An 18,347-nucleotide genomic window follows, 5' to 3' on the forward strand; every position below is an offset into this window, starting at 1 on the left:
TCCCATTAAAGACAAGATTTGCTGGGGACTACAAAACGGAATTTGATTAAAAAACAGCTGTTTCGAATATATAAAACACAATTTTAAAGGTAAAAAACCTACAAAGATTATTGAAAAAATGACTTGTTTAACAAATAATTAACCTTTATTGCCGTTCAATCCTGCAAGTTGGGTTAATATTCTCTTAATTGCTTCATCATATCTTTTTTCATAATCTTTATTTACTCCATTTCCATTTCCCCCATCATAAATAACAATATTATAATCATAAATATGATTTTTTATAATTTTGTAAAATGATGTCCAATTTTGTCCAGACATTACATAGTTTTCAACTAAATTATCAACGGAATTGAATCTTGGTGCTTTTATTTTTTCAAATCCTTTTACTTTGGTTAAAGCACTTGTTTTTGGATTAATTAAATACAGATTGTATGTCCAATTACTCCTTACATCTGAAATATTTTGAACTAAAACATCTTTAACTTTATCATTATTATAATCAACAAATTCAATTTCTTGAAAACTACTAAATATTGTATCTCTAAAGATTTCTTTTTTTAAACCATTTACTTTTTTTTGAAAAATAAATACTGAATTCTTTTCATTGTCATAGCCTTCGTTTTCATTTTCATATCTTATAAGAGTAATAAAAAGTCCTTTTTTTGAATAAATCGAATCACAATCAATATTTAATGTGTCAATTTCATTATTTCCGTTTTTTTCTGAATTTGGATGGCTGAATTTTCCTTTACAGGTTTGTTCCTTTTCAGAAATAGTAAATCCATAAATGCATAATGGAACTAATATTCCTATAAAAAGTGCTTTAATATTTAATAGTGTTTTCAAAATTATTAAATTTACAATTTGTAGTTTTAAGCGATTTACGATTAAATCATAAACAATGTAATCAAATTTCATATTCAAACAAATATAATAATTTGTAATGATTTTGCTTCAACATGCCAACTTAATAACAAAACCCACAAGAATTCAAAATAATTTGAATTCTTGTGGGTTTTGTTATTGATTATAATCTTCATTTTTGTCATTCCGACGAAGGAGGAATCCCAGGCGATGAGATTTCTCCTTCGTCGAAATGACAACTTTATGAGTAAACTCTTAACTTGTAAACTTCAACGGCACATGCACTACTTTCTTCGTTTCGAAGAATTCATCTTCAAAGAAATCGGCTAAATTGTATTCTGTGGCTTTTGGAAAATCTTTTAACTCTTCGGTTAAATCGCCACCTTTTAGATATAGAATTCCATTTTTCAATTCGTGTTTGTTATTTTTCTTGATTTTGGTTTTCACCCAAGAAACAAAATCCGGCATATTAGTGACAGCACGACTCACAATAAAATCAAAATCGCCTTTTACATTCTCGGCGCGAAGTTGTTCTGCTTTTACGTTTTTCAGTTCTAATGCTTCGGCCACAGCCTGAACCACTTTGATTTTTTTGGCAATAATATCTATTAGAAAAAAACGGGTTTCCGGAAAAAGAATCGCCAATGGAATTCCAGGAAATCCACCACCAGTTCCAACATCCAAAACATAAGTTCCCGGTTCAAATTTTATGATTTTCGCAATTCCCAACGAATGCAAAATATGTTTTATGTATAAAGCATCAATATCTTTTCTCGAAATGACATTGATTTTTTCGTTCCAATCGTGGTATAGAAAATCCAATTTTTCAAATTGCTCTTTTTGAATATCGGTTAAATAAGGAAAATACTTAAGAATCTCGTCCATGCTCTAATTTTTTAACAAAAGTACTATTTTTAGATTGTAAATATTTAACTCAATTTTGCATATTGAAAATTTATAATAATTATCTTTGGGGATTATTATAAAATTATATGAACAAGACCGCTCCTACATTTGCAAAGCAAGACAATCTGAAGTTTTTCAGAACGCTTAACTCGCGGGTAAACAATTACTTCAAGGAAAATAACATCCAAAAAACAGGAAATTGGAAACTTTATTTGAAAACCATAATTCTGTTTACCGTTTTTCTTGCGCCCTATTTTTTGATACTAACCCTGGATATGCCATTTTGGGCCCATGTATTATTGACTATTGTCATGGGAATAGGTATGGCTGGAGTGGGAATGAATGTGATGCATGATGGAAACCACGGCTCTTATTCTAATAAAAATTGGGTAAATAAATTCATGGGTGGAACTATTTATGTTCTTGCAGGAAATGTATATAACTGGCAAGTACAACACAATGTTTTACACCACACCTATACTAACATTCCCGGTCATGATGAAGATTTAGATGCTGGACGTGTCATCCGTTTTACAAAAGAAGCAAAATGGTATAATTTTCACCGTTTTCAACAATATTATTCTGTTTTCTTATATGGATTACTAACTTTCAATTGGGCTATAACGACTGATTTTAAACAAATGAGAAGTTACCTAAAAAGAAAATTATCCTATGGTGAAGCTAAAAGCCCAAAAATACTTTGGACTACTTTAATCATTACAAAAGTAATTTATGTTTCCATTTGGATTGTATTACCTATTTTTATAGGAATTACATGGTGGAAAGTACTTATTGGCTTTTTTGTAATGCATTATACCGCAGGATTAATACTAAGTGTTGTTTTTCAATTGGCACACGTAGTTGAAGAAACCACTAATCCTTCTCCAAATGAATTAGGGGAAATGGACAATACTTGGGCGATTCACCAATTATTCACCACAACCAATTTTGCTCCAAAAAACAGCATCGTAAATTGGTACACTGGAGGATTAAATCACCAAATAGAACACCATATTTTTCCAAATATAAGTCATGTACATTACGGTAAAATTGCAAAAATTGTAAAAGAAACTGCTCAAGAATGTAACTTGCCTTATTACGAATATAAAACGATGCGAAGTGCCGTTATCGCTCATTTCAAACATTTAAAAGAGTTAGGAATGAAACCGGAACTTATATAATCGCATTAGAGCACTGCAGTGCGTCACAATAAAAAACTAAAAAAACTAATTACAATTAACTAAAAATGAATCCACTTTCAGACAGAATTAACAATCTAGCTACATCACAAACACTAGCAATGGCTGCTTTGGCCAGAGAATTAAAAGCGCAAGGAAAAGATATCATCAGCTTAAGTTTAGGCGAACCTGATTTCAATACCCCAGACTTCATTAAAGAAGCTGCCAAAAAAGCGATTGACGAAAACTACAGTACGTATTCTCCAGTAGAAGGATATGCTGATTTAAAAGAAGCAATCTGTAGAAAATTCAAAAGAGACAATAATTTAGAGTACAAACCATCTCAAATTGTAGTTTCAACAGGAGCAAAACAATCTTTATACAACATTGCTCAAGTAATGTTAAACGATGGTGACGAAGTAATTTTACCCGCACCGTATTGGGTTTCCTATTTCGAAATCGTAAAATTATCAGGTGGAGTTCCTGTAGAAGTACCAACTTCTGTAGATACTGATTTCAAAATCACACCAGAACAATTAGAAGCAGCCATCACACCAAAAACAAAAATGATGTGGTTCAGCTCTCCTTGTAATCCAAGTGGATCTGTGTACAACAGAGAAGAATTAACGGCTTTAGCAAAAGTGTTGGAGAAATATCCAAACGTTTATGTTGTTGCTGATGAGATTTACGAACACATCAATTTCTCAGGAACTTTTTGTAGCATCGCTTCAATCCCGGGAATGTTAGAAAGAACGATTACCGTAAATGGAGTAGCAAAAGCTTTCGCCATGACTGGATGGAGAATTGGATATATTGGAGCTCCTGAATTCATTGCTAAAGCGTGTACAAAAATACAAGGTCAAGTAACAAGCGGTGCCAACAGTATTGCACAACGTGCTACCATTACTGCTGTAGATGCTGATCCAAGCGTTTTAAAACACATGGTTGACGCTTTCCATAGCCGTAGAGATTTAGTGGTTGGATTATTGAAAAACATTCCAGGAATAAAAATCAACGTTCCAGAAGGTGCTTTTTACGTATTCCCAGACGTTTCTTCTTTCTTCGGAAAAACATTGAAAGGAACTTTCATCAAAGATGCCAATGATTTCTCTATGTATCTTTTGGGCGAAGCTAATGTGGCAACCGTAACAGGTGATGCATTTGGAAACCCGGACTGTATTCGTTTTTCTTATGCGACAAGCGAAGATTTATTGAAAGAAGCGTTACGCAGAATAAAAGAAGCGGTATCATTAACCGAAGTTCCAGCATAATATAAAATTTGTTTAAAGTTTCAAAATAGTTTAAGGTTTAAAGTTTTACCGCTTTAAATTTTAAACTATTTTTTTATGGGCGTGACCCGCTGAAAAAGCGGGTCGGGCTATTCGTTGCAAGTCCTCGCAAAACTCCATTTCATTCCGTCTTGCTGTGGGCTTTCCTCTTCTATCCCTCACGCAAAAAATGCCTGACAACCACTAATCATTAAACCAAAAAATCATCTATATTCTCTGGCGTAACCACCAAAGTTTTATTTATTGCATAATTATCAATAAATGTTTTCGGAAAAGCTTTATTTGATTTTTTAGTATTCCATTTGAATTCAAATGCTGAAAAAGCACCATCTATTTCTTCTATCCAATCTATTTCTTGTTGTTGATACGTCCTCCAAAAATAAAAACGACCATACCAATTATTGTAATTCAAAAATTTTATTCTTTCTGAAATAATAAAATTTTCCCATAAAGCGCCTATATCTTGTCTAAATTCTAAAGATTTAAAATTTCCAATAATAGCGTTTCTAATTCCGTTATCATAAAAATAAATCTTTCTAGAAGTATTCATTTCATTGCGTACATTTCTACTCAAAGGTTGTAATCTAAAAACAACAAAAGCCTTTTCTAATAATGAAATATACTGTTCTACAGTAGCTCTATCAACGCCAACCGTTCTGGAAAGCTCGTTATAATTCACTTCCGACCCCAATTGCAAAGCCAACGCAAGCAACAATTTATCCAAAACTTCGGGTTTACGAATTCCTTGATATTGTAACAAATCCTTGTAGAGATAACTTCCTGCGATTTGTTTCACAACACTTTCGGCATCATTAAAATTAGTAATCACTTCAGGATACATACCATAAATCATATAACGAGGAAGATTTTTAGCATTTTGCATATATCCAAAATGATTTTGCAATTCATGCCATGAAAAAGGAAATAAATTAAACTCCCATTTTCTACCCGTTAGTGGTTCATTAATTTCATTGGTAATATCCAAAGCAGAAGATCCACTTACTACCAAACGAATTCCTTTAATTTGATCATTAATAATTTTGAGCACCATACCAATATTTCTTATTCGCTGTGCCTCATCAAAAAATATCGTTTTGTAGTTTCCAATAATACTTCGTAGTTTATTTTCGCCTGCATTTTCTAAAAGCAGCCTGTCTTCCGGATCATCCCCATTGATAAAAAGATAATTACCCTCCGCTTCGCAGAGTGATTTTATCAAGGTAGTTTTACCAACTTGTCTTGGACCGATAACAATCAAAACTTTGCCTGAATTCCATTTTTCAAGTAAATTATCCTTTAATTTTCTGGCTATTTCTAACATAATTCACTCCTATACATTAATACAAATATATAAAAAATATATAAATATGAAATTATAATCTATTTTTTACATATAAATACGTGATTACATTCTATTATTTACATATAAAAATAGGATTATGAAGAATCCTAAAAGTAAAAATATAATAGAATTCAAAAAGAAATACTTTCAAAAAACAGTATTTTTGCTTTAGTTATAAATTGCATTCATAACCTTACGCAACTTTAAACATTAAACTTCAAACATTAAACTTTTTTCATGAAAATACTACTTCTCGGCTCAGGCGAATTAGGAAAAGAATTTGTAATCGCAGCACAACGCATCGGACAAATCGTAATCGCAGTTGACAGTTACGAAAATGCTCCTGCTATGCAAGTGGCTCATGATTTTGAAGTTATCAATATGCTCGACGGCGAAGCCTTAGATCGAATTGTTGCCAAACATCAACCTGATTTTATTGTCCCTGAAATAGAAGCTATTCGTACGGAACGTTTTTATGATTACGAAAAGCAGGGTATTGCTGTTGTTCCTTCGGCAAAAGCGGCAAACTTCACCATGAACAGAAAAGCGATCCGCGACTTGGCATCCAAAGAATTAGGTTTAAAAACGGCTAATTATCGCTACGCCACAACTGCCGATGAATTACAAAAAGGTGTAGAAGCTGTTGGAATGCCCTGCGTGGTAAAACCATTAATGTCTTCTTCTGGAAAAGGACAATCGACTATAAAAACGGAATCCGATATCGAAAAAGCCTGGAATTATGCCGTTGAAGGTTCCCGTGGAGATGTTGTAGAAGTGATTGTTGAAGCCTTTGTAAAATTCAATTCGGAGATCACTTTATTGACCGTAGTTCAAAATAATAATCCTACTTTATTTTGTGCTCCAATTGGTCATAGACAAGAACGTGGCGATTATCAGGAAAGCTGGCAACCCGCCAGAATTTCCGATGCAGCTTTATACGAAGCGCAAGATATGGCCGAAAAAGTGACAGAAGCTTTGGGCGGAGCAGGTCTTTTCGGTGTCGAATTTTTCCTTGCTGATGACGGTGTTTATTTCTCGGAATTATCGCCAAGGCCTCATGATACCGGAATGGTAACTTTGGCTGGAACACAAAATTTCAATGAATTCGAATTGCATTTACGAGCTATTCTTAGTCTGCCTATCTTCGAAATCACATTAGAAAAAGCTGGAGCCAGTGCCGTGATTTTGGCTTCGGAAAATTCAACAAATCCAACTTACACGGGCATCGAAAAAATTGCTTCTTTACCTAAAACTGATTTCAGAATCTTTGGCAAACCAACTTCAAGATCGTATAGAAGAATGGGAGTAGCTTTAGTCAATGACACTTTAGAAACATCGATTGAAGAAATTGTAGAAAGAGCAAAAAAAGCCGCCAGTTTAGTTACTGTGAATTCGTAGTTACCTTTGACTCTACCACGAATTGTGCGCATTGTGTTTTTTCGCCACGAATTAATTCATTATAATTTTAAAGAAATTAGCGAGAATTCGTGGCTAACTTTTTTTACTCAATTTAGGTCACACTCAACACGTAGTAAACCTCACCTTTTAAAAATACGGAAAGCAGTCGGTGTCATTGCAGTATGTTTTTTAAATAATCGTGTAAAATAGGAATAGTCATCGAACCCTAATTCCGTTGCAATTTCGTTGACAGTCATTTTTTTATCCATCAACATTCGTTTTGCTTCGAGAATAATTCTATCCGTAATTACTTCGGTAGTGGTCTTTTTCAGGATTTCGTTGCATATCCTATTCAAATGTTTTAATGTAATGTGGAGTTGTGATGCATAGAAAGAAGGCGTTCTTTCTGTCTTAAAATTCTTTTCCAAAAGCACTTCAAAATTTTTAATTTTCACATTATATGAATGCGCTTCATGGAGAAGAGTTTCACTATATTTTCTGGCAATTTCAATATGTATACTATCTAGCAGATTCATGATCTTATCTTGCTTCAGCATTTGGTTTCCCTGGGTTTCCGAAATTATATTATCAAAATAAGGCAAAATTGCTTTGGACTCGACTGCATCAAACACCATTTCAGGGGTATTATTCACCGAAGAATAAAAAGGATAGTCGCCAATTATTTTTTGTCCAAAATAGAGATTATACATTTCCTGTGAATAAAAAATCACAAACCCTTCCACATCATCCGATAAATCCCAATGGTGCATTTGTCCGGGCTGCAAAAAAAACATACTTCCCCGCTGAATCGAAAACACATCAAAATCGATTTCATGTGTTCCCGAACCTTTGGTAAAAAAAACCAAAACATACGAATTATGCCGATGCGGTTCCTCAACAAAACTATGGTCGATTAAGTGATTTTTGAATGTATTAATGTACAAATCACTATTCACAGAATTACAGTTAAACCGCTGAATGTTATAAATAGGATATTTTTTCATGATTACCCAATGTCTTTATTGTGCTATAATTAGCGAATATAGAAAACATCCTTGACGTGGATAAGAAATACCTTTGATAAAAATAATAAAAATGTCATACGCTATTGCTCACATCCTAAATAATGATTGCCCTCATTGTCTTGAAGGCAAGGTATTTAAAGAAAAAAACATTTTTTTCAATATTGGATTCCCTAAAATGAATCCCTATTGTTCGCATTGTCAATTTAAATTCGAAAAGGAACCTGGCTATTTCTTTGGTGCTATGTATGTTAATTATGGCCTGACAGTAGCTCAAGGAATTGCCACCTATGTTATTGCCCATTTTTTTTTTAAGGAAACTTTCGATTTAAGAATCATTCCTATTATTGCTGTTGTTATTATTACAATGGCTTCTTTTAATATTCGTTTTTCCAGATTATTATGGATTTATATGTTTAAAAATTATTCAAGCTAAATAGTAACACTTAAAATATAAAAAACTGTTATCTTAGCTAGTGTAAATTCATAAACTATGAAACAGTTAGCAATTCTAATCTTTTTATTTTCTACAGCTTTAGTTAGCGCACAAGATAAAAAAGAACTACCAAAATCACAAATTGCAGAAGCTTCTTGCGGTCAATGCCAGTTTGGAATGGAAGGACACGGCTGTGAATTAGCCGTTCGAATAGATGGAAAAGCCTATTTTGTAGATGGCACTTCTATTGATTCTCATGGTGATGCGCATGCTGATGATGGTTTTTGCTCAGCTGTAAGAAAAGCCGAAGTGGCAGGAAAAGTAGAGAACAATCGATTCAAAGTGACTTCATTTAAACTACTTCCCGAAAAATCAGAAAGTAAATAGGAAGCCAAAAGTTCTAAAATAGCCCCGATAGAGCCGATATCCTCGTAGCGTAGCGAAGAGATAAAGGCGATAGCGGGACAACTCGTGATGAAAAAATATAAAAACACCTGCTCCTAAAAGTCATCCCGATAAATCCCAAAAAAGTAGTATTTTTGTAGCTTAATTTAAATTTTTCCGCAACATTGCAGAACTTTAAACTTTAAACAAAAATATATGAAATGCCTTTTGGCATTCCATCTGACAAATAAAAAACAATAAAAAAACTACAGATGAAAGCATACGTATTTCCGGGTCAGGGCGCACAATTTACAGGAATGGGCAAAGACTTATATGAAAACTCTCCATTAGCAAAGGAATTATTCGAGAAAGCCAATGAAATTTTAGGTTTCCGCATCACTGACATCATGTTTGAAGGCACAGCCGAAGAATTGAAAGAAACCAAAGTAACCCAACCGGCAGTTTTCTTGCATTCGGTGATTTTGGCAAAAACTTTAGGTAAAGATTTCAAACCAGAAATGGTAGCAGGACATTCATTAGGTGAATTTTCAGCATTAGTGGCAAACGGCGCTTTGTCTTTTGAAGACGGATTGCGATTGGTTTCTCAAAGAGCCTTGGCGATGCAAAAAGCCTGCGAAATAAAACCTTCGACTATGGCAGCAGTTTTAGGATTAGCTGACAATATTGTGGAAGAAGTTTGTGCTTCGATTGACGGAATTGTAGTGGCTGCCAATTACAACTGTCCGGGGCAATTAGTGATTTCTGGAGAAACATCAGCAGTGGAAAAAGCCTGCGAAGCGATGAAAACGGCGGGTGCAAAACGCGCTTTATTGCTGCCTGTTGGCGGTGCTTTTCACTCTCCAATGATGGAACCGGCAAGAGAAGAACTGGCTGCTGCTATTGAAGCAACGACTTTCTCGACTCCTATCTGTCCGGTGTATCAAAACGTAACGGCAACTGCGGTTTCAGATCCTGCCGAAATAAAGAAAAACTTAATCATCCAATTAACTGCTCCCGTAAAATGGACACAATCTGTACAACAAATGATTGCCGATGGCGCGACTTTGTTTACTGAAGTGGGCCCAGGAAAAGTATTAGCCGGATTGATTGGAAAAATTGATAAAGAAGCGGCTACTGCTAACGCGTAATTAGTGTTCAGTCGCATCGCAGTGTTCAGTCATAAAATCGTTTACAAATAGAATCCTCATAAATGAAAGTTTGTGAGGATTTTTTTTATCTTTATAGGATAAGTTCACTCAATTATTAATTTTTTAAAATGAAAAAAATGAAAAAAGCACTTTTAGGATTAGCATTTGTTGCAACTTTAATAACTTCTTGTAAAAAAGAAACAAAAGATGAAGTAAAAGAGGCTACTGAAGCTATTGGAAATGAAATGGAGGAAGCGATAGATACGGCAGCTGTAAAAGTTGATGCTGCAGCTGATTCTACTAAGGTTAAAGCAGGGGAAGTTCTTGAAAAAGGGGCTGATAAAATGAATCAAGCCGCGGAAAAACTAAAAGAAGCAGCAAAAAAATAATCCAAAAAAAAGGCTGTCGTTGACAGCTTTTTTTTATTTCCTGATTTTCTGTTCCCACTTCCAGGCACTTGCCATAGCTTCTTCTAAAGTGGATTGTGCTTTCCAGCCTAAAACATTATTCGCTTTATCAGTATTGGCATAAGCCTCTACAACATCACCTTCTCTACGGGCAACTATTTTGTAAGGTAATTTTTTACCGCTTACTTTTTCGAACGCATAAATGACTTCTAAAACGGAACTACCAGTTCCGGTTCCCAGATTGAAAGTCTCTACTTTAGCTGTATTTTTTTTATTTAATAATCGTTGTAAGGCAATAACGTGGGCTTTTGCCAAATCAACTACATGAATATAATCTCGAATACAAGTTCCGTCCAGAGTTGGGTAATCATCCCCATAAACTGATAGTTCATTTCTCAAACCCATCCCAGTTTGAGTAATAAATGGCACTAAATTTTGCGGCACTCCAATAGGTAATTCACCAATTTCAGCCGAGGGATGAGATCCAATCGGGTTAAAATAACGCAATAAAATCGCATTAATATTGGTTACTTTGGCAGTATCAGTGATAATTTCCTCCCCAATTTGTTTTGTATTTCCATAAGGAGACATGGCAGTTTGAATCGAAGCATCTTCAGTAATTGGCATTTTTTCAGCTTGACCATAAACGGTACAAGATGAGCTAAAAATAAAACTGGCTTCTGGTTTTTGTTGCAATTCTTGAAGTAAGTAAACTAACGTATTAATATTATTTTCATAATACAACAATGGATTCCCAACACTTTCACCAACTGCTTTTGAAGCCGCAAAGTGTATGACACCTGAAATATCGTGATGTCTTTTGAAAAAATCCTGTACTTTATCTTTGTCGCGTAAATCTAACTTTTCAAAAGCGGGAACTTTTCCAGTAATATTTTGGATTCCATCTAATACATTCAATGATGTATTTGACAAATCATCTACAACTATCACCTCAAAACCTTCATTTTGCAATTCAACAACGGTATGAGAACCAATAAAACCTAAACCTCCTGTTACTAGTATTTTCATTTTATTTTTTTGTACAGACGCGATTTATCACATCTCATTTTATAAAAAAGACGCGATAAATCGCGTCTCTACATTATTTTAAAAACTCTAAAACGCTTTCCGTAATGAATTTTATTTGCTCATCATCAAGTTCCGTGTGCATTGGCAACGAAATTACTTCTTTTACCAACTGATTCGTTACCGGAAAATCTTCTTCTTTGTAACGAGCGTCTGCGTATGCTTTTTGCGAATGCAAAGGAATTGGATAATAAATTGCACATGGAATACCTTTATCAAGTAAATGTTGCATCAACCCATTTCTATCTGCATCAATGATTCGTAATGTATATTGATGAAAAACATAATCGTCTTCATTTTCATCAAAAAAAGGAACAATTATATTCGAATGACCCAAAAATGCGGCGTTATATTTTACAGCAGCACTCCGACGAGCATTGTTATATTGATCTAATAAAGGCAACTTAACATTCAAAACTGCTGCCTGAATACTGTCTAAACGAGAGTTCACTCCTACAACATCATGGTGGTAGCGTTCGTACATTCCGTGATTTACAATTCCGCGAAGTTTGTGCGCCAAAGCATCATCATTCGTAAAAATAGCACCGCCATCTCCATAGCATCCAAGATTTTTTGAAGGAAAAAACGAAGTTGCCCCTACGTGCCCAATAGTTCCGGCTTTCTTTTTGGTCCCATTCGAAAATTTACAATTACCACCAATGGCTTGTGCATTATCTTCGATAACGTATAGATTGTGTGCTGCGGCAATAGCCATAATTGCTTCCATATTGGCGGTACGACCAAACAAATGCACCGGAACAATCGCTCTGGTTTTTGGCGTAATTGCTTTTTTAATTCCTTCGATAGAAATATTCATATTATGCATATCCACATCAACCAAAACCGGCGTCAATTGCAGTAAAGCAATCACTTCAACGGTTGCTGCAAAAGTAAAATCGGCAGTAATTACCTCATCGCCAGGCTTTAAATCCAATCCCATCATCGCAATTTGTAAGGCATCGGTTCCATTGGCACATGGAATTACATGTTTTACATCCAGATATTCTTCTAAAGATTTTTGGAATTGATGAACTTGAGGTCCGTTGATATAAGTATTTGTGTCTAAAACTTCCTGAATAGATGCGTTTACAACGGCTGCAATTTTATCATATTGACTTTTTAAGTCAACCATTTGGATTTTTTTCATTGAAATTTTTTGTTTAAAGTTCGAAAGATTACCGTTTCTGGAAACAACAAACACTTTCTTAAAACGAAGAACAAAAATAGTTATTTAATGAGTTTAAACCAATGAAACCCACATTAAAAAAGATATTATTCCGATGAAATAAAAAAGTGGGTTCCTGACAACCAAAATTTAAATATTTCTTTCGGAAGAAATTAATATAAAGAAAACGTATTTTAGCCACAAAATTTCAATGATGCTTTTTCTTTATAATCTAATTGTTCGAATTGCAGGTTTTTTATTAAAAATCATAGCCTTTTACAGTCCAAAAATCAAACTTTTTATTGAAGGCCGGAAAGTTGTTTTTCCTACTTTGGAACAAAAAATAAAACCTTTTGATAAAACGATTTGGTTTCATGCTGCCTCATTAGGCGAATACGAGCAAGGCTTGCCTGTAATTGAAAAAATCAAAGAAAAATTTCCTTTACACAAAATCGTGGTTACATTTTTCTCCCCTTCGGGTTACGAAGTTCGTAAAAATAATACCGCTGCTGATGTCACGGTTTATTTGCCTTTAGACACAAAAAAAAATGCACAGGAGTTTTTGAAACTCGTTCATCCCGATTTAGTGTTTTTTATCAAATATGAATATTGGCTGAATTATTTAAGCGAGCTTAAGAATCAAAATACGCCTACTTATTTAATATCCGGAATTTTAAGAGAAAATCAGATGTTCTTCAAATGGTACGGAGGATTTTACAGAAAAGCTTTAGATGCTTTCACTTATTTTTTTGTACAAAATGAAAACTCTAAAAAATTATTACTCCAATTAGGCAAAACCAATGTAGCCGTTTCTGGAGATACGCGTTTTGACAGGGTTGCTGCTATTTTAGAAAAAAACAATGCTTTGGATTTTATCGCCAATTTTAAAAACGATACTTTAACAATCGTTATTGGCAGTTCTTGGCCAAAAGACGAACATTTAATAGTTGATTTTATTAACTCCAACAATTATAATGTCAAATTTATAATTGCGCCTCATAATATAAAAGAAGAACAGATTCAACAGCTGAAAAACAGCATTACTAGAAAAACGATACTTTTTTCTGAAAAGGAAAATGCAGCTCTTGCCGAATATGATGTTCTGATCATTAACACCATTGGTATCCTGACCAAAATCTACAGTTATGCAGATATTGCTTATGTTGGCGGTGGCTTTGGAAATCCTGGAGTACATAACATCCTTGAACCTGCGACTTTTGGTGTTCCAATAGTGATTGGACCAAACTATTCTCATTTTGCCGAAGCAACTGCTTTAGTGAATCTGGAAGGCTGTACTTCCGTTTCCAATAAAAAGGAGTTGGATGCTGCTTTTACAAACTTAATTCTAAATGAGGTGGAAAGACAGGAAAAAGGGCATATTTGCAGCACTTTTGTACAAATGAATAAAGGCGCAACAAATATGATTATGAATACCATTTCAAAATTTGGAACTCATTAACCTTTCAGTATTTACGCTATGTAAGCTAACAATAAAAAATAATTTACACCAATATTCCATCATTAATTTTTTTTTAACAGGAACAAAACTGGACTGCTATTAGTTAAAATCGAATTACTTAAAAAGTCTGTAAGAGTATTACCCATTAAATTTGCACTATATTTTTCACACAATTGTTCTTGTGGCATAATAGTTGTTGCAAATGGGAATGTTGGACTTAAATATTATTTTAAAAAAAAAAATAAAAAAATATTTTACATATTAAAAAATTTATATCTTTGCCACGAATTAATAATTAACCTTTTATATTAAATTAAGATGAAAAAAGTATTTTTAAGTTTAGCTGTTGTTGCTGTTTTGACTGTTGTATCATGTAAAAAAGCTGATGCTCCTGCTGAGGACGCTGCTGCTGTAGTTGATTCTGCTGCTGCTGTTGTTGATTCTGCTGCTGCTGTAGTTGATTCTGCTGCTGTTGTTGTTGATTCTGCTGCTGCTGTTGCTACTGATGCTGCTGCTACTGCTACTGAAGCTGCAAAAAAATAATTAGAATTTAAATTCTAAAAATTTTAAAGCCATCCGCTATGCGAGATGGCTTTTTTAATTTATAACATCCCCATCTTTCAAGAAACTGAATTACAAATAAAAAAAGAGAGCAATTGTAGGTAGGTACAATTGCTCTCTTTTTTTATTTGTAATTCAGTTTTTTTCAATCTTAATCACTGAAAACAAAATCATTTGCAGAGAAATCTAATGTTTCCGACATTGATCCATATCGTACAATTTCATCAATTCCTTTTTGAAGTCTTAATGAAGTGGTGTATTTTCTACTTGTTGCAAAATGATTACCTCCTAACATCAATTTAAAAAAGTACTTCCCATTGGAAGACTTAAACTTTAAAAAGTCAGCCGATCCAATACCTGCTTTTAACTTTTCAATATCTTCTTCACATTCAAACTTAAGTTCATAACTTAAACTTGTAAAAATAATTTTCCCCTTTCTTGAAGTAAAAACAAATTTATACTCTTCATTATATCTTTTACTTATTACAAAAGCTCCCATACTATACCTTGAAATGAATTGCATCATTAAAGTTAAAACTGAAATGATTATATTTTTAAATTACATAAACACTAAAAGCACTGCACTTTTAAGTACTTGTAATTAACACTATAAAAATCTAAATGGATTTATTTTAAAATAAAAAAAGCTCCAAACATAGTTTGAAGCTTTTTTAGTACTCAGAGCGGGACTTGAACCCGCACGAACATTGCTGTTCACTGGATTTTAAGTCCAGCGTGTCTACCAATTTCACCATCCGAGCATTATGTGGTGTTGGAGCGAAAAACGGGGCTCGAACCCGCGACCTCGACCTTGGCAAGGTCGCGCTCTACCAACTGAGCTATTTTCGCATTTTCAATTCTTAGAAAGAACCGCGATACTTGTCCTGTATTGCGGATGCAAATTTAGGACATTTATTGAATTAAACAAGCCTTTTTTATAAAAAATTTACATATAAAAGTTAACGTTCTGATAACCTAAACATTAAAATAAATAAAATTATTTTCTAGTCAACATTCTTTTAATTTCATTGAGTTTCATCAATGCTTCCATAGGTGTAATGGTATTTATATCTAAATTGAGAATCTCTTCTTTGATTTCCTCCAATAAAGGATCGTCCAGATTGAAAAAACTCATTTGCATTTCGTCTTTCGCAGCTTTTATTCCGTTCAGCGCATCGCTAGAATGATTCTTTTCTAATTTTTTCAAAAGCTTTTGTGCTTTCAGAATTACGATTTGTGGCATTCCAGCCATTTTCGCCACGTGTATTCCAAAACTATGCGCACTTCCGCCTTTTACCAGTTTTCGAATGAAAAGCACCGTATCTTTCAATTCTTTGACAGCCACATTATAATTCTGAATTCTAGGCAGTGATTCACTCATTTCATTCAACTCATGATAATGCGTTGCAAATAATGTTTTAGGCTTAGAAGGATGTTCGTGTAAGAACTCTGCAATAGCCCATGCGATTGAAATCCCATCATACGTGCTGGTTCCTCTCCCAATTTCATCTAAGAGCACTAAACTCCTATCAGAAATATTATTCAAAATGGAAGCTGTTTCATTCATTTCGACCATAAAAGTGGATTCACCCATCGAAATATTATCGCTAGCTCCTACTCTTGTGAATATTTTATCAATAATACCCATTCTCACGCTATCTGCGGGAACAAAACTTCCCATTTGAGCCAAGAGCACAATTAAAGCAGTTTGACGCAAAATAGCCGATTTACCAGACATATTGGGTCCAGTAATCATTATCAACTGTTGCGTTTCTCTATCCAAGAAAACATCATTGGCAATATAAGGCATACCAACCGGCAGTTGTTTTTCGATAACAGGATGTCTTCCGTTTTTAATTTCCAGTTCGAATGTCTCGTCTAATTCTGGACAAACATATTTATTTTCGATAGCCAATTGAGTGAAAGAGCACAAACAATCCAGTTGTGCAACCAAATTAGCATTCATTTGAACCGGTTTGATATAAGTGGCAATCCAACTGACTAATTGTTCGAATAACTCTACTTCTATTTTATGAATTTTTTCTTCGGCACCAAGGATTTTGGTTTCATATTCTTTTAATTCCTCAGTAATATAACGTTCCGCATTGACCAAGGTTTGCTTTCGAATCCATTCCGAAGGAACTTTATCTTTATGCAAGTTTCTAACTTCGATGTAATATCCAAAAACATTATTAAAAGATATTTTCAAAGAAGAAATACCTGTCAATTGTGATTCCCGTTTTTCAATTCCTTCCAAAAATTCTTTACCAGAAGTTGATATTGCTCGCAGATCATCTAATTCTGCATTGATTCCTTTAGCAATAGCATTTCCTTTGGCAATAGCCACGGGAGCATCCTGATTTAAAACCGTTTTTATTTTTTCCCGCAATAATTCGCAGCTATGCAAACTGTCACCAATCACTTTTACTGCTTCTTGCGGACTTTCCAAGGCCAGCGTTTTTATTGGAATAATAGCATCCAATGATTCTTTCAAATAAACTACTTCCCGAGGCGATACTTTTCCGGCAGCAATTTTCGAAATCAAACGTTCTAAATCCGAAATCTGTTTGATTTGCTTTTGAATATTTTTTAAAACGTCTTGATTGTCTTTCAAGTAAGAAACTACCTGATGACGGCTTTTTATTTTAGTACTGTCTTTCAAAGGAAGCGCCAACCATCGTTTTAACAATCGTCCGCCCATTGGCGAAAGCGTTTTGTCAATAACATCGAGAAGCGTAACCGCATTTGGATTATAACTATGGTACAATTCCAAGTTACGAATCGTAAATCGATCCATCCAAACGTAAGCATCTTCGGCGATACGCTGAATTGCGGTGATATGTTGAACTCTATTGTGTTGCGTTTCGGATAAATAATACAAAATGGCTCCCGAAGCAATAATTCCTTCTTTCAATTCTTCGATTCCAAATCCTTTCAAGGAAATAGTTTGAAAATGCTTGGTTAAGGTTTCGAATGCATAATCTTCTTTGTAAATCCAGTCTTCCAGATAAAAGCTATGATAGTCATCCCCGAAAATTTCTCGAAAATCATTTTTATTATTTTTTGGAATCAGAACCTCACTTGGATTAAAATTCTGTAACAACTTATCAATATATTCTGCATTCCCTTGCGCTGTTAAAAATTCTCCTGTTGAAACATCCAAGAACGAAATCCCTATTGATTTATTTGCAAAGAAAACAGAAGCTAAAAAATTATTGGTTTTAGATTGTAAAACCTCATCGTTCATAGAAACACCCGGAGTTACAAGTTCAGTAACACCCCGTTTCACAATCGTTTTTGTCATTTTTGGATCTTCGAGTTGATCGCAAATCGCCACTCGAAGCCCTGCTTTGACCAGTTTTGGCAAATAGGTATTCAAAGAATGATGCGGAAAACCTGCAAGAGCTGTTTCGGTCTCGGAACCTGCTCCACGTTTGGTTAATACAATTCCTAAAATTTTTGAAGCCCTTACAGCATCCTCTCCAAAAGTTTCATAAAAATCTCCTACTCGAAACAACAAACACGCATCAGGATATTTCCTTTTGATCTCGTTGTACTGCTTCATTAATGGCGTTTCCTTAACCGTTTTATCTTTAGATGCCAAGTTATTTTATATTTAATAAATGAAAAAAAAATGTGTCAGCGAATTTATATATTTTATAGCGAATAACTATCACTTCAAAAATTAAAATATTTTTA

General features: G+C 34.1%; 17 protein-coding genes and 2 tRNA genes. 9 read left to right on the plus strand and 10 right to left on the minus strand.

Translation table 11 applies throughout. The annotated features are described in order from the left end of the window. Positions 1-138 precede the first annotated feature (138 nt). Together FNW38_RS02625 and rsmG are read right to left on the minus strand one after the other, a co-directional pair. Positions 139-849: an XAC2610-related protein gene (locus FNW38_RS02625; RefSeq protein ID WP_143386060.1), complete on the minus strand. Its 711-nt coding sequence runs from the start codon at positions 847-849 to the stop codon at positions 139-141. Between the two features lie 273 nt (positions 850-1,122). After that, complete coding sequence (gene rsmG, locus FNW38_RS02630) at positions 1,123-1,752, minus strand: 16S rRNA (guanine(527)-N(7))-methyltransferase RsmG (RefSeq protein ID WP_143386059.1); 630 nt, start codon at positions 1,750-1,752, stop codon at positions 1,123-1,125. 107 nt (positions 1,753-1,859) lie between these two features. Here rsmG and FNW38_RS02635 point away from each other — a divergent pair, with 107 nt between their 5' ends. Together FNW38_RS02635 and FNW38_RS02640 are read left to right on the plus strand one after the other, a co-directional pair. Beyond that, positions 1,860-2,954 carry a fatty acid desaturase family protein gene (locus FNW38_RS02635; protein WP_143386058.1) on the plus strand — a complete coding sequence of 365 codons (1,095 nt, stop codon included), beginning with the start codon at positions 1,860-1,862 and terminating at the stop codon, positions 2,952-2,954. Between the two features lie 65 nt (positions 2,955-3,019). Continuing rightward, on the plus strand, positions 3,020-4,222 hold the full coding sequence (locus FNW38_RS02640) for a pyridoxal phosphate-dependent aminotransferase (protein ID WP_143386057.1): 1,203 nt from the start codon (positions 3,020-3,022) through the stop codon (positions 4,220-4,222). Between the two features lie 208 nt (positions 4,223-4,430). Here FNW38_RS02640 and FNW38_RS02645 read toward each other — a convergent pair whose 3' ends face one another. Further along, positions 4,431-5,561, minus strand: coding sequence for an ATP-binding protein (locus FNW38_RS02645; RefSeq protein ID WP_143386056.1), 1,131 nt, complete (start codon positions 5,559-5,561; stop codon positions 4,431-4,433). A 258-nt stretch (positions 5,562-5,819) separates the two neighbouring features. Here FNW38_RS02645 and purT point away from each other — a divergent pair, with 258 nt between their 5' ends. Then, complete coding sequence (purT, locus tag FNW38_RS02650; protein ID WP_143386055.1) at positions 5,820-6,980, plus strand: formate-dependent phosphoribosylglycinamide formyltransferase; 1,161 nt, start codon at positions 5,820-5,822, stop codon at positions 6,978-6,980. Positions 6,981-7,120: 140 nt separating this feature from the next. On the opposite strand, the gene FNW38_RS02655 is transcribed toward purT, so the two are convergent. Further along, complete coding sequence (locus tag FNW38_RS02655) at positions 7,121-7,984, minus strand: helix-turn-helix domain-containing protein (protein ID WP_143386054.1); 864 nt, start codon at positions 7,982-7,984, stop codon at positions 7,121-7,123. Positions 7,985-8,075: 91 nt separating this feature from the next. Here FNW38_RS02655 and FNW38_RS02660 point away from each other — a divergent pair, with 91 nt between their 5' ends. The 4 genes from FNW38_RS02660 (at position 8,076) to FNW38_RS02675 (ending at position 10,359) form a co-directional block, all read left to right on the plus strand. Then, positions 8,076-8,438 (plus strand): structural protein, encoded by a 363-nt coding sequence (locus FNW38_RS02660; protein ID WP_143386053.1) that lies wholly within the window; start codon positions 8,076-8,078, stop codon positions 8,436-8,438. 57 nt (positions 8,439-8,495) lie between these two features. Continuing rightward, positions 8,496-8,825, plus strand: a complete 330-nt coding sequence (locus FNW38_RS02665; protein WP_143386052.1) for a DUF6370 family protein — start codon at positions 8,496-8,498, stop codon at positions 8,823-8,825. A gap of 269 nt (positions 8,826-9,094) precedes the next feature. Then, positions 9,095-9,970, plus strand: a complete 876-nt coding sequence (gene fabD / locus FNW38_RS02670) for an ACP S-malonyltransferase (RefSeq protein ID WP_143386051.1) — start codon at positions 9,095-9,097, stop codon at positions 9,968-9,970. 137 nt (positions 9,971-10,107) lie between these two features. Beyond that, positions 10,108-10,359, plus strand: a complete 252-nt coding sequence (locus FNW38_RS02675; RefSeq protein WP_143386050.1) for a hypothetical protein — start codon at positions 10,108-10,110, stop codon at positions 10,357-10,359. Positions 10,360-10,392: 33 nt separating this feature from the next. Here the strand turns inward: FNW38_RS02675 and galE are convergent, their stop codons facing one another. Both galE and FNW38_RS02685 read right to left on the minus strand, forming a co-directional pair. Next, a complete protein-coding gene (gene galE, locus FNW38_RS02680) occupies positions 10,393-11,406 on the minus strand; it encodes a UDP-glucose 4-epimerase GalE (RefSeq protein ID WP_143386049.1) in 1,014 nt (337 codons plus the stop codon). 73 nt (positions 11,407-11,479) lie between these two features. Next, the gene (locus FNW38_RS02685; RefSeq protein ID WP_143386048.1) at positions 11,480-12,610 is read right to left on the minus strand and encodes a DegT/DnrJ/EryC1/StrS family aminotransferase; all 1,131 of its coding nucleotides are present in this window, start codon (positions 12,608-12,610) and stop codon (positions 11,480-11,482) included. A 232-nt stretch (positions 12,611-12,842) separates the two neighbouring features. Between FNW38_RS02685 and FNW38_RS02690 the strand changes: the two genes are divergently transcribed. After that, positions 12,843-14,087, plus strand: a complete 1,245-nt coding sequence (locus FNW38_RS02690; RefSeq protein ID WP_143386070.1) for a 3-deoxy-D-manno-octulosonic acid transferase — start codon at positions 12,843-12,845, stop codon at positions 14,085-14,087. Positions 14,088-14,405: 318 nt separating this feature from the next. Then, complete coding sequence (locus FNW38_RS02695) at positions 14,406-14,630, plus strand: PG1828 family lipoprotein (RefSeq protein ID WP_143386047.1); 225 nt, start codon at positions 14,406-14,408, stop codon at positions 14,628-14,630. A 169-nt stretch (positions 14,631-14,799) separates the two neighbouring features. Here the strand turns inward: FNW38_RS02695 and FNW38_RS02700 are convergent, their stop codons facing one another. The 4 genes from FNW38_RS02700 to mutS form a co-directional block, all read right to left on the minus strand. Further along, positions 14,800-15,147 (minus strand): DUF1508 domain-containing protein, encoded by a 348-nt coding sequence (locus tag FNW38_RS02700; RefSeq protein WP_143386069.1) that lies wholly within the window; start codon positions 15,145-15,147, stop codon positions 14,800-14,802. Positions 15,148-15,323: 176 nt separating this feature from the next. Then, a tRNA-Leu gene (locus FNW38_RS02705) sits at positions 15,324-15,409 on the minus strand. A gap of 12 nt (positions 15,410-15,421) precedes the next feature. Next, positions 15,422-15,497: transfer RNA gene (locus FNW38_RS02710), tRNA-Gly, on the minus strand. 148 nt (positions 15,498-15,645) lie between these two features. Further along, a complete protein-coding gene (gene mutS, locus FNW38_RS02715) occupies positions 15,646-18,252 on the minus strand; it encodes a DNA mismatch repair protein MutS (protein WP_185963064.1) in 2,607 nt (868 codons plus the stop codon). Between the last annotated feature and the right edge of the window lie 95 nt (positions 18,253-18,347).

Source organism: Flavobacterium gawalongense (genome assembly GCF_007097265.1).
GTDB classification, from domain to species: Bacteria; Bacteroidota; Bacteroidia; order Flavobacteriales; family Flavobacteriaceae; genus Flavobacterium; species Flavobacterium gawalongense.

Excerpts from the sequence above, each read along its gene's own strand:
- rsmG (WP_143386059.1), bottom strand. The coding sequence starts at position 1,752 with ATGGACGAGATTCTTAAGTATTTTCCTTATTTAACCGATATTCAAAAA.
- FNW38_RS02635 (WP_143386058.1), top strand. The coding sequence starts at position 1,860 with ATGAACAAGACCGCTCCTACATTTGCAAAGCAAGACAATCTGAAGTTT.
- FNW38_RS02640 (WP_143386057.1), top strand. The coding sequence starts at position 3,020 with ATGAATCCACTTTCAGACAGAATTAACAATCTAGCTACATCACAAACA.
- FNW38_RS02645 (WP_143386056.1), bottom strand. The coding sequence starts at position 5,561 with ATGTTAGAAATAGCCAGAAAATTAAAGGATAATTTACTTGAAAAATGG.
- purT (WP_143386055.1), top strand. The coding sequence starts at position 5,820 with ATGAAAATACTACTTCTCGGCTCAGGCGAATTAGGAAAAGAATTTGTA.
- FNW38_RS02655 (WP_143386054.1), bottom strand. The coding sequence starts at position 7,984 with ATGAAAAAATATCCTATTTATAACATTCAGCGGTTTAACTGTAATTCT.
- FNW38_RS02660 (WP_143386053.1), top strand. The coding sequence starts at position 8,076 with ATGTCATACGCTATTGCTCACATCCTAAATAATGATTGCCCTCATTGT.
- FNW38_RS02665 (WP_143386052.1), top strand. The coding sequence starts at position 8,496 with ATGAAACAGTTAGCAATTCTAATCTTTTTATTTTCTACAGCTTTAGTT.
- fabD (WP_143386051.1), top strand. The coding sequence starts at position 9,095 with ATGAAAGCATACGTATTTCCGGGTCAGGGCGCACAATTTACAGGAATG.
- FNW38_RS02675 (WP_143386050.1), top strand. The coding sequence starts at position 10,108 with ATGAAAAAAGCACTTTTAGGATTAGCATTTGTTGCAACTTTAATAACT.
- galE (WP_143386049.1), bottom strand. The coding sequence starts at position 11,406 with ATGAAAATACTAGTAACAGGAGGTTTAGGTTTTATTGGTTCTCATACC.
- FNW38_RS02685 (WP_143386048.1), bottom strand. The coding sequence starts at position 12,610 with ATGAAAAAAATCCAAATGGTTGACTTAAAAAGTCAATATGATAAAATT.
- FNW38_RS02690 (WP_143386070.1), top strand. The coding sequence starts at position 12,843 with ATGCTTTTTCTTTATAATCTAATTGTTCGAATTGCAGGTTTTTTATTA.
- FNW38_RS02695 (WP_143386047.1), top strand. The coding sequence starts at position 14,406 with ATGAAAAAAGTATTTTTAAGTTTAGCTGTTGTTGCTGTTTTGACTGTT.
- FNW38_RS02700 (WP_143386069.1), bottom strand. The coding sequence starts at position 15,147 with ATGGGAGCTTTTGTAATAAGTAAAAGATATAATGAAGAGTATAAATTT.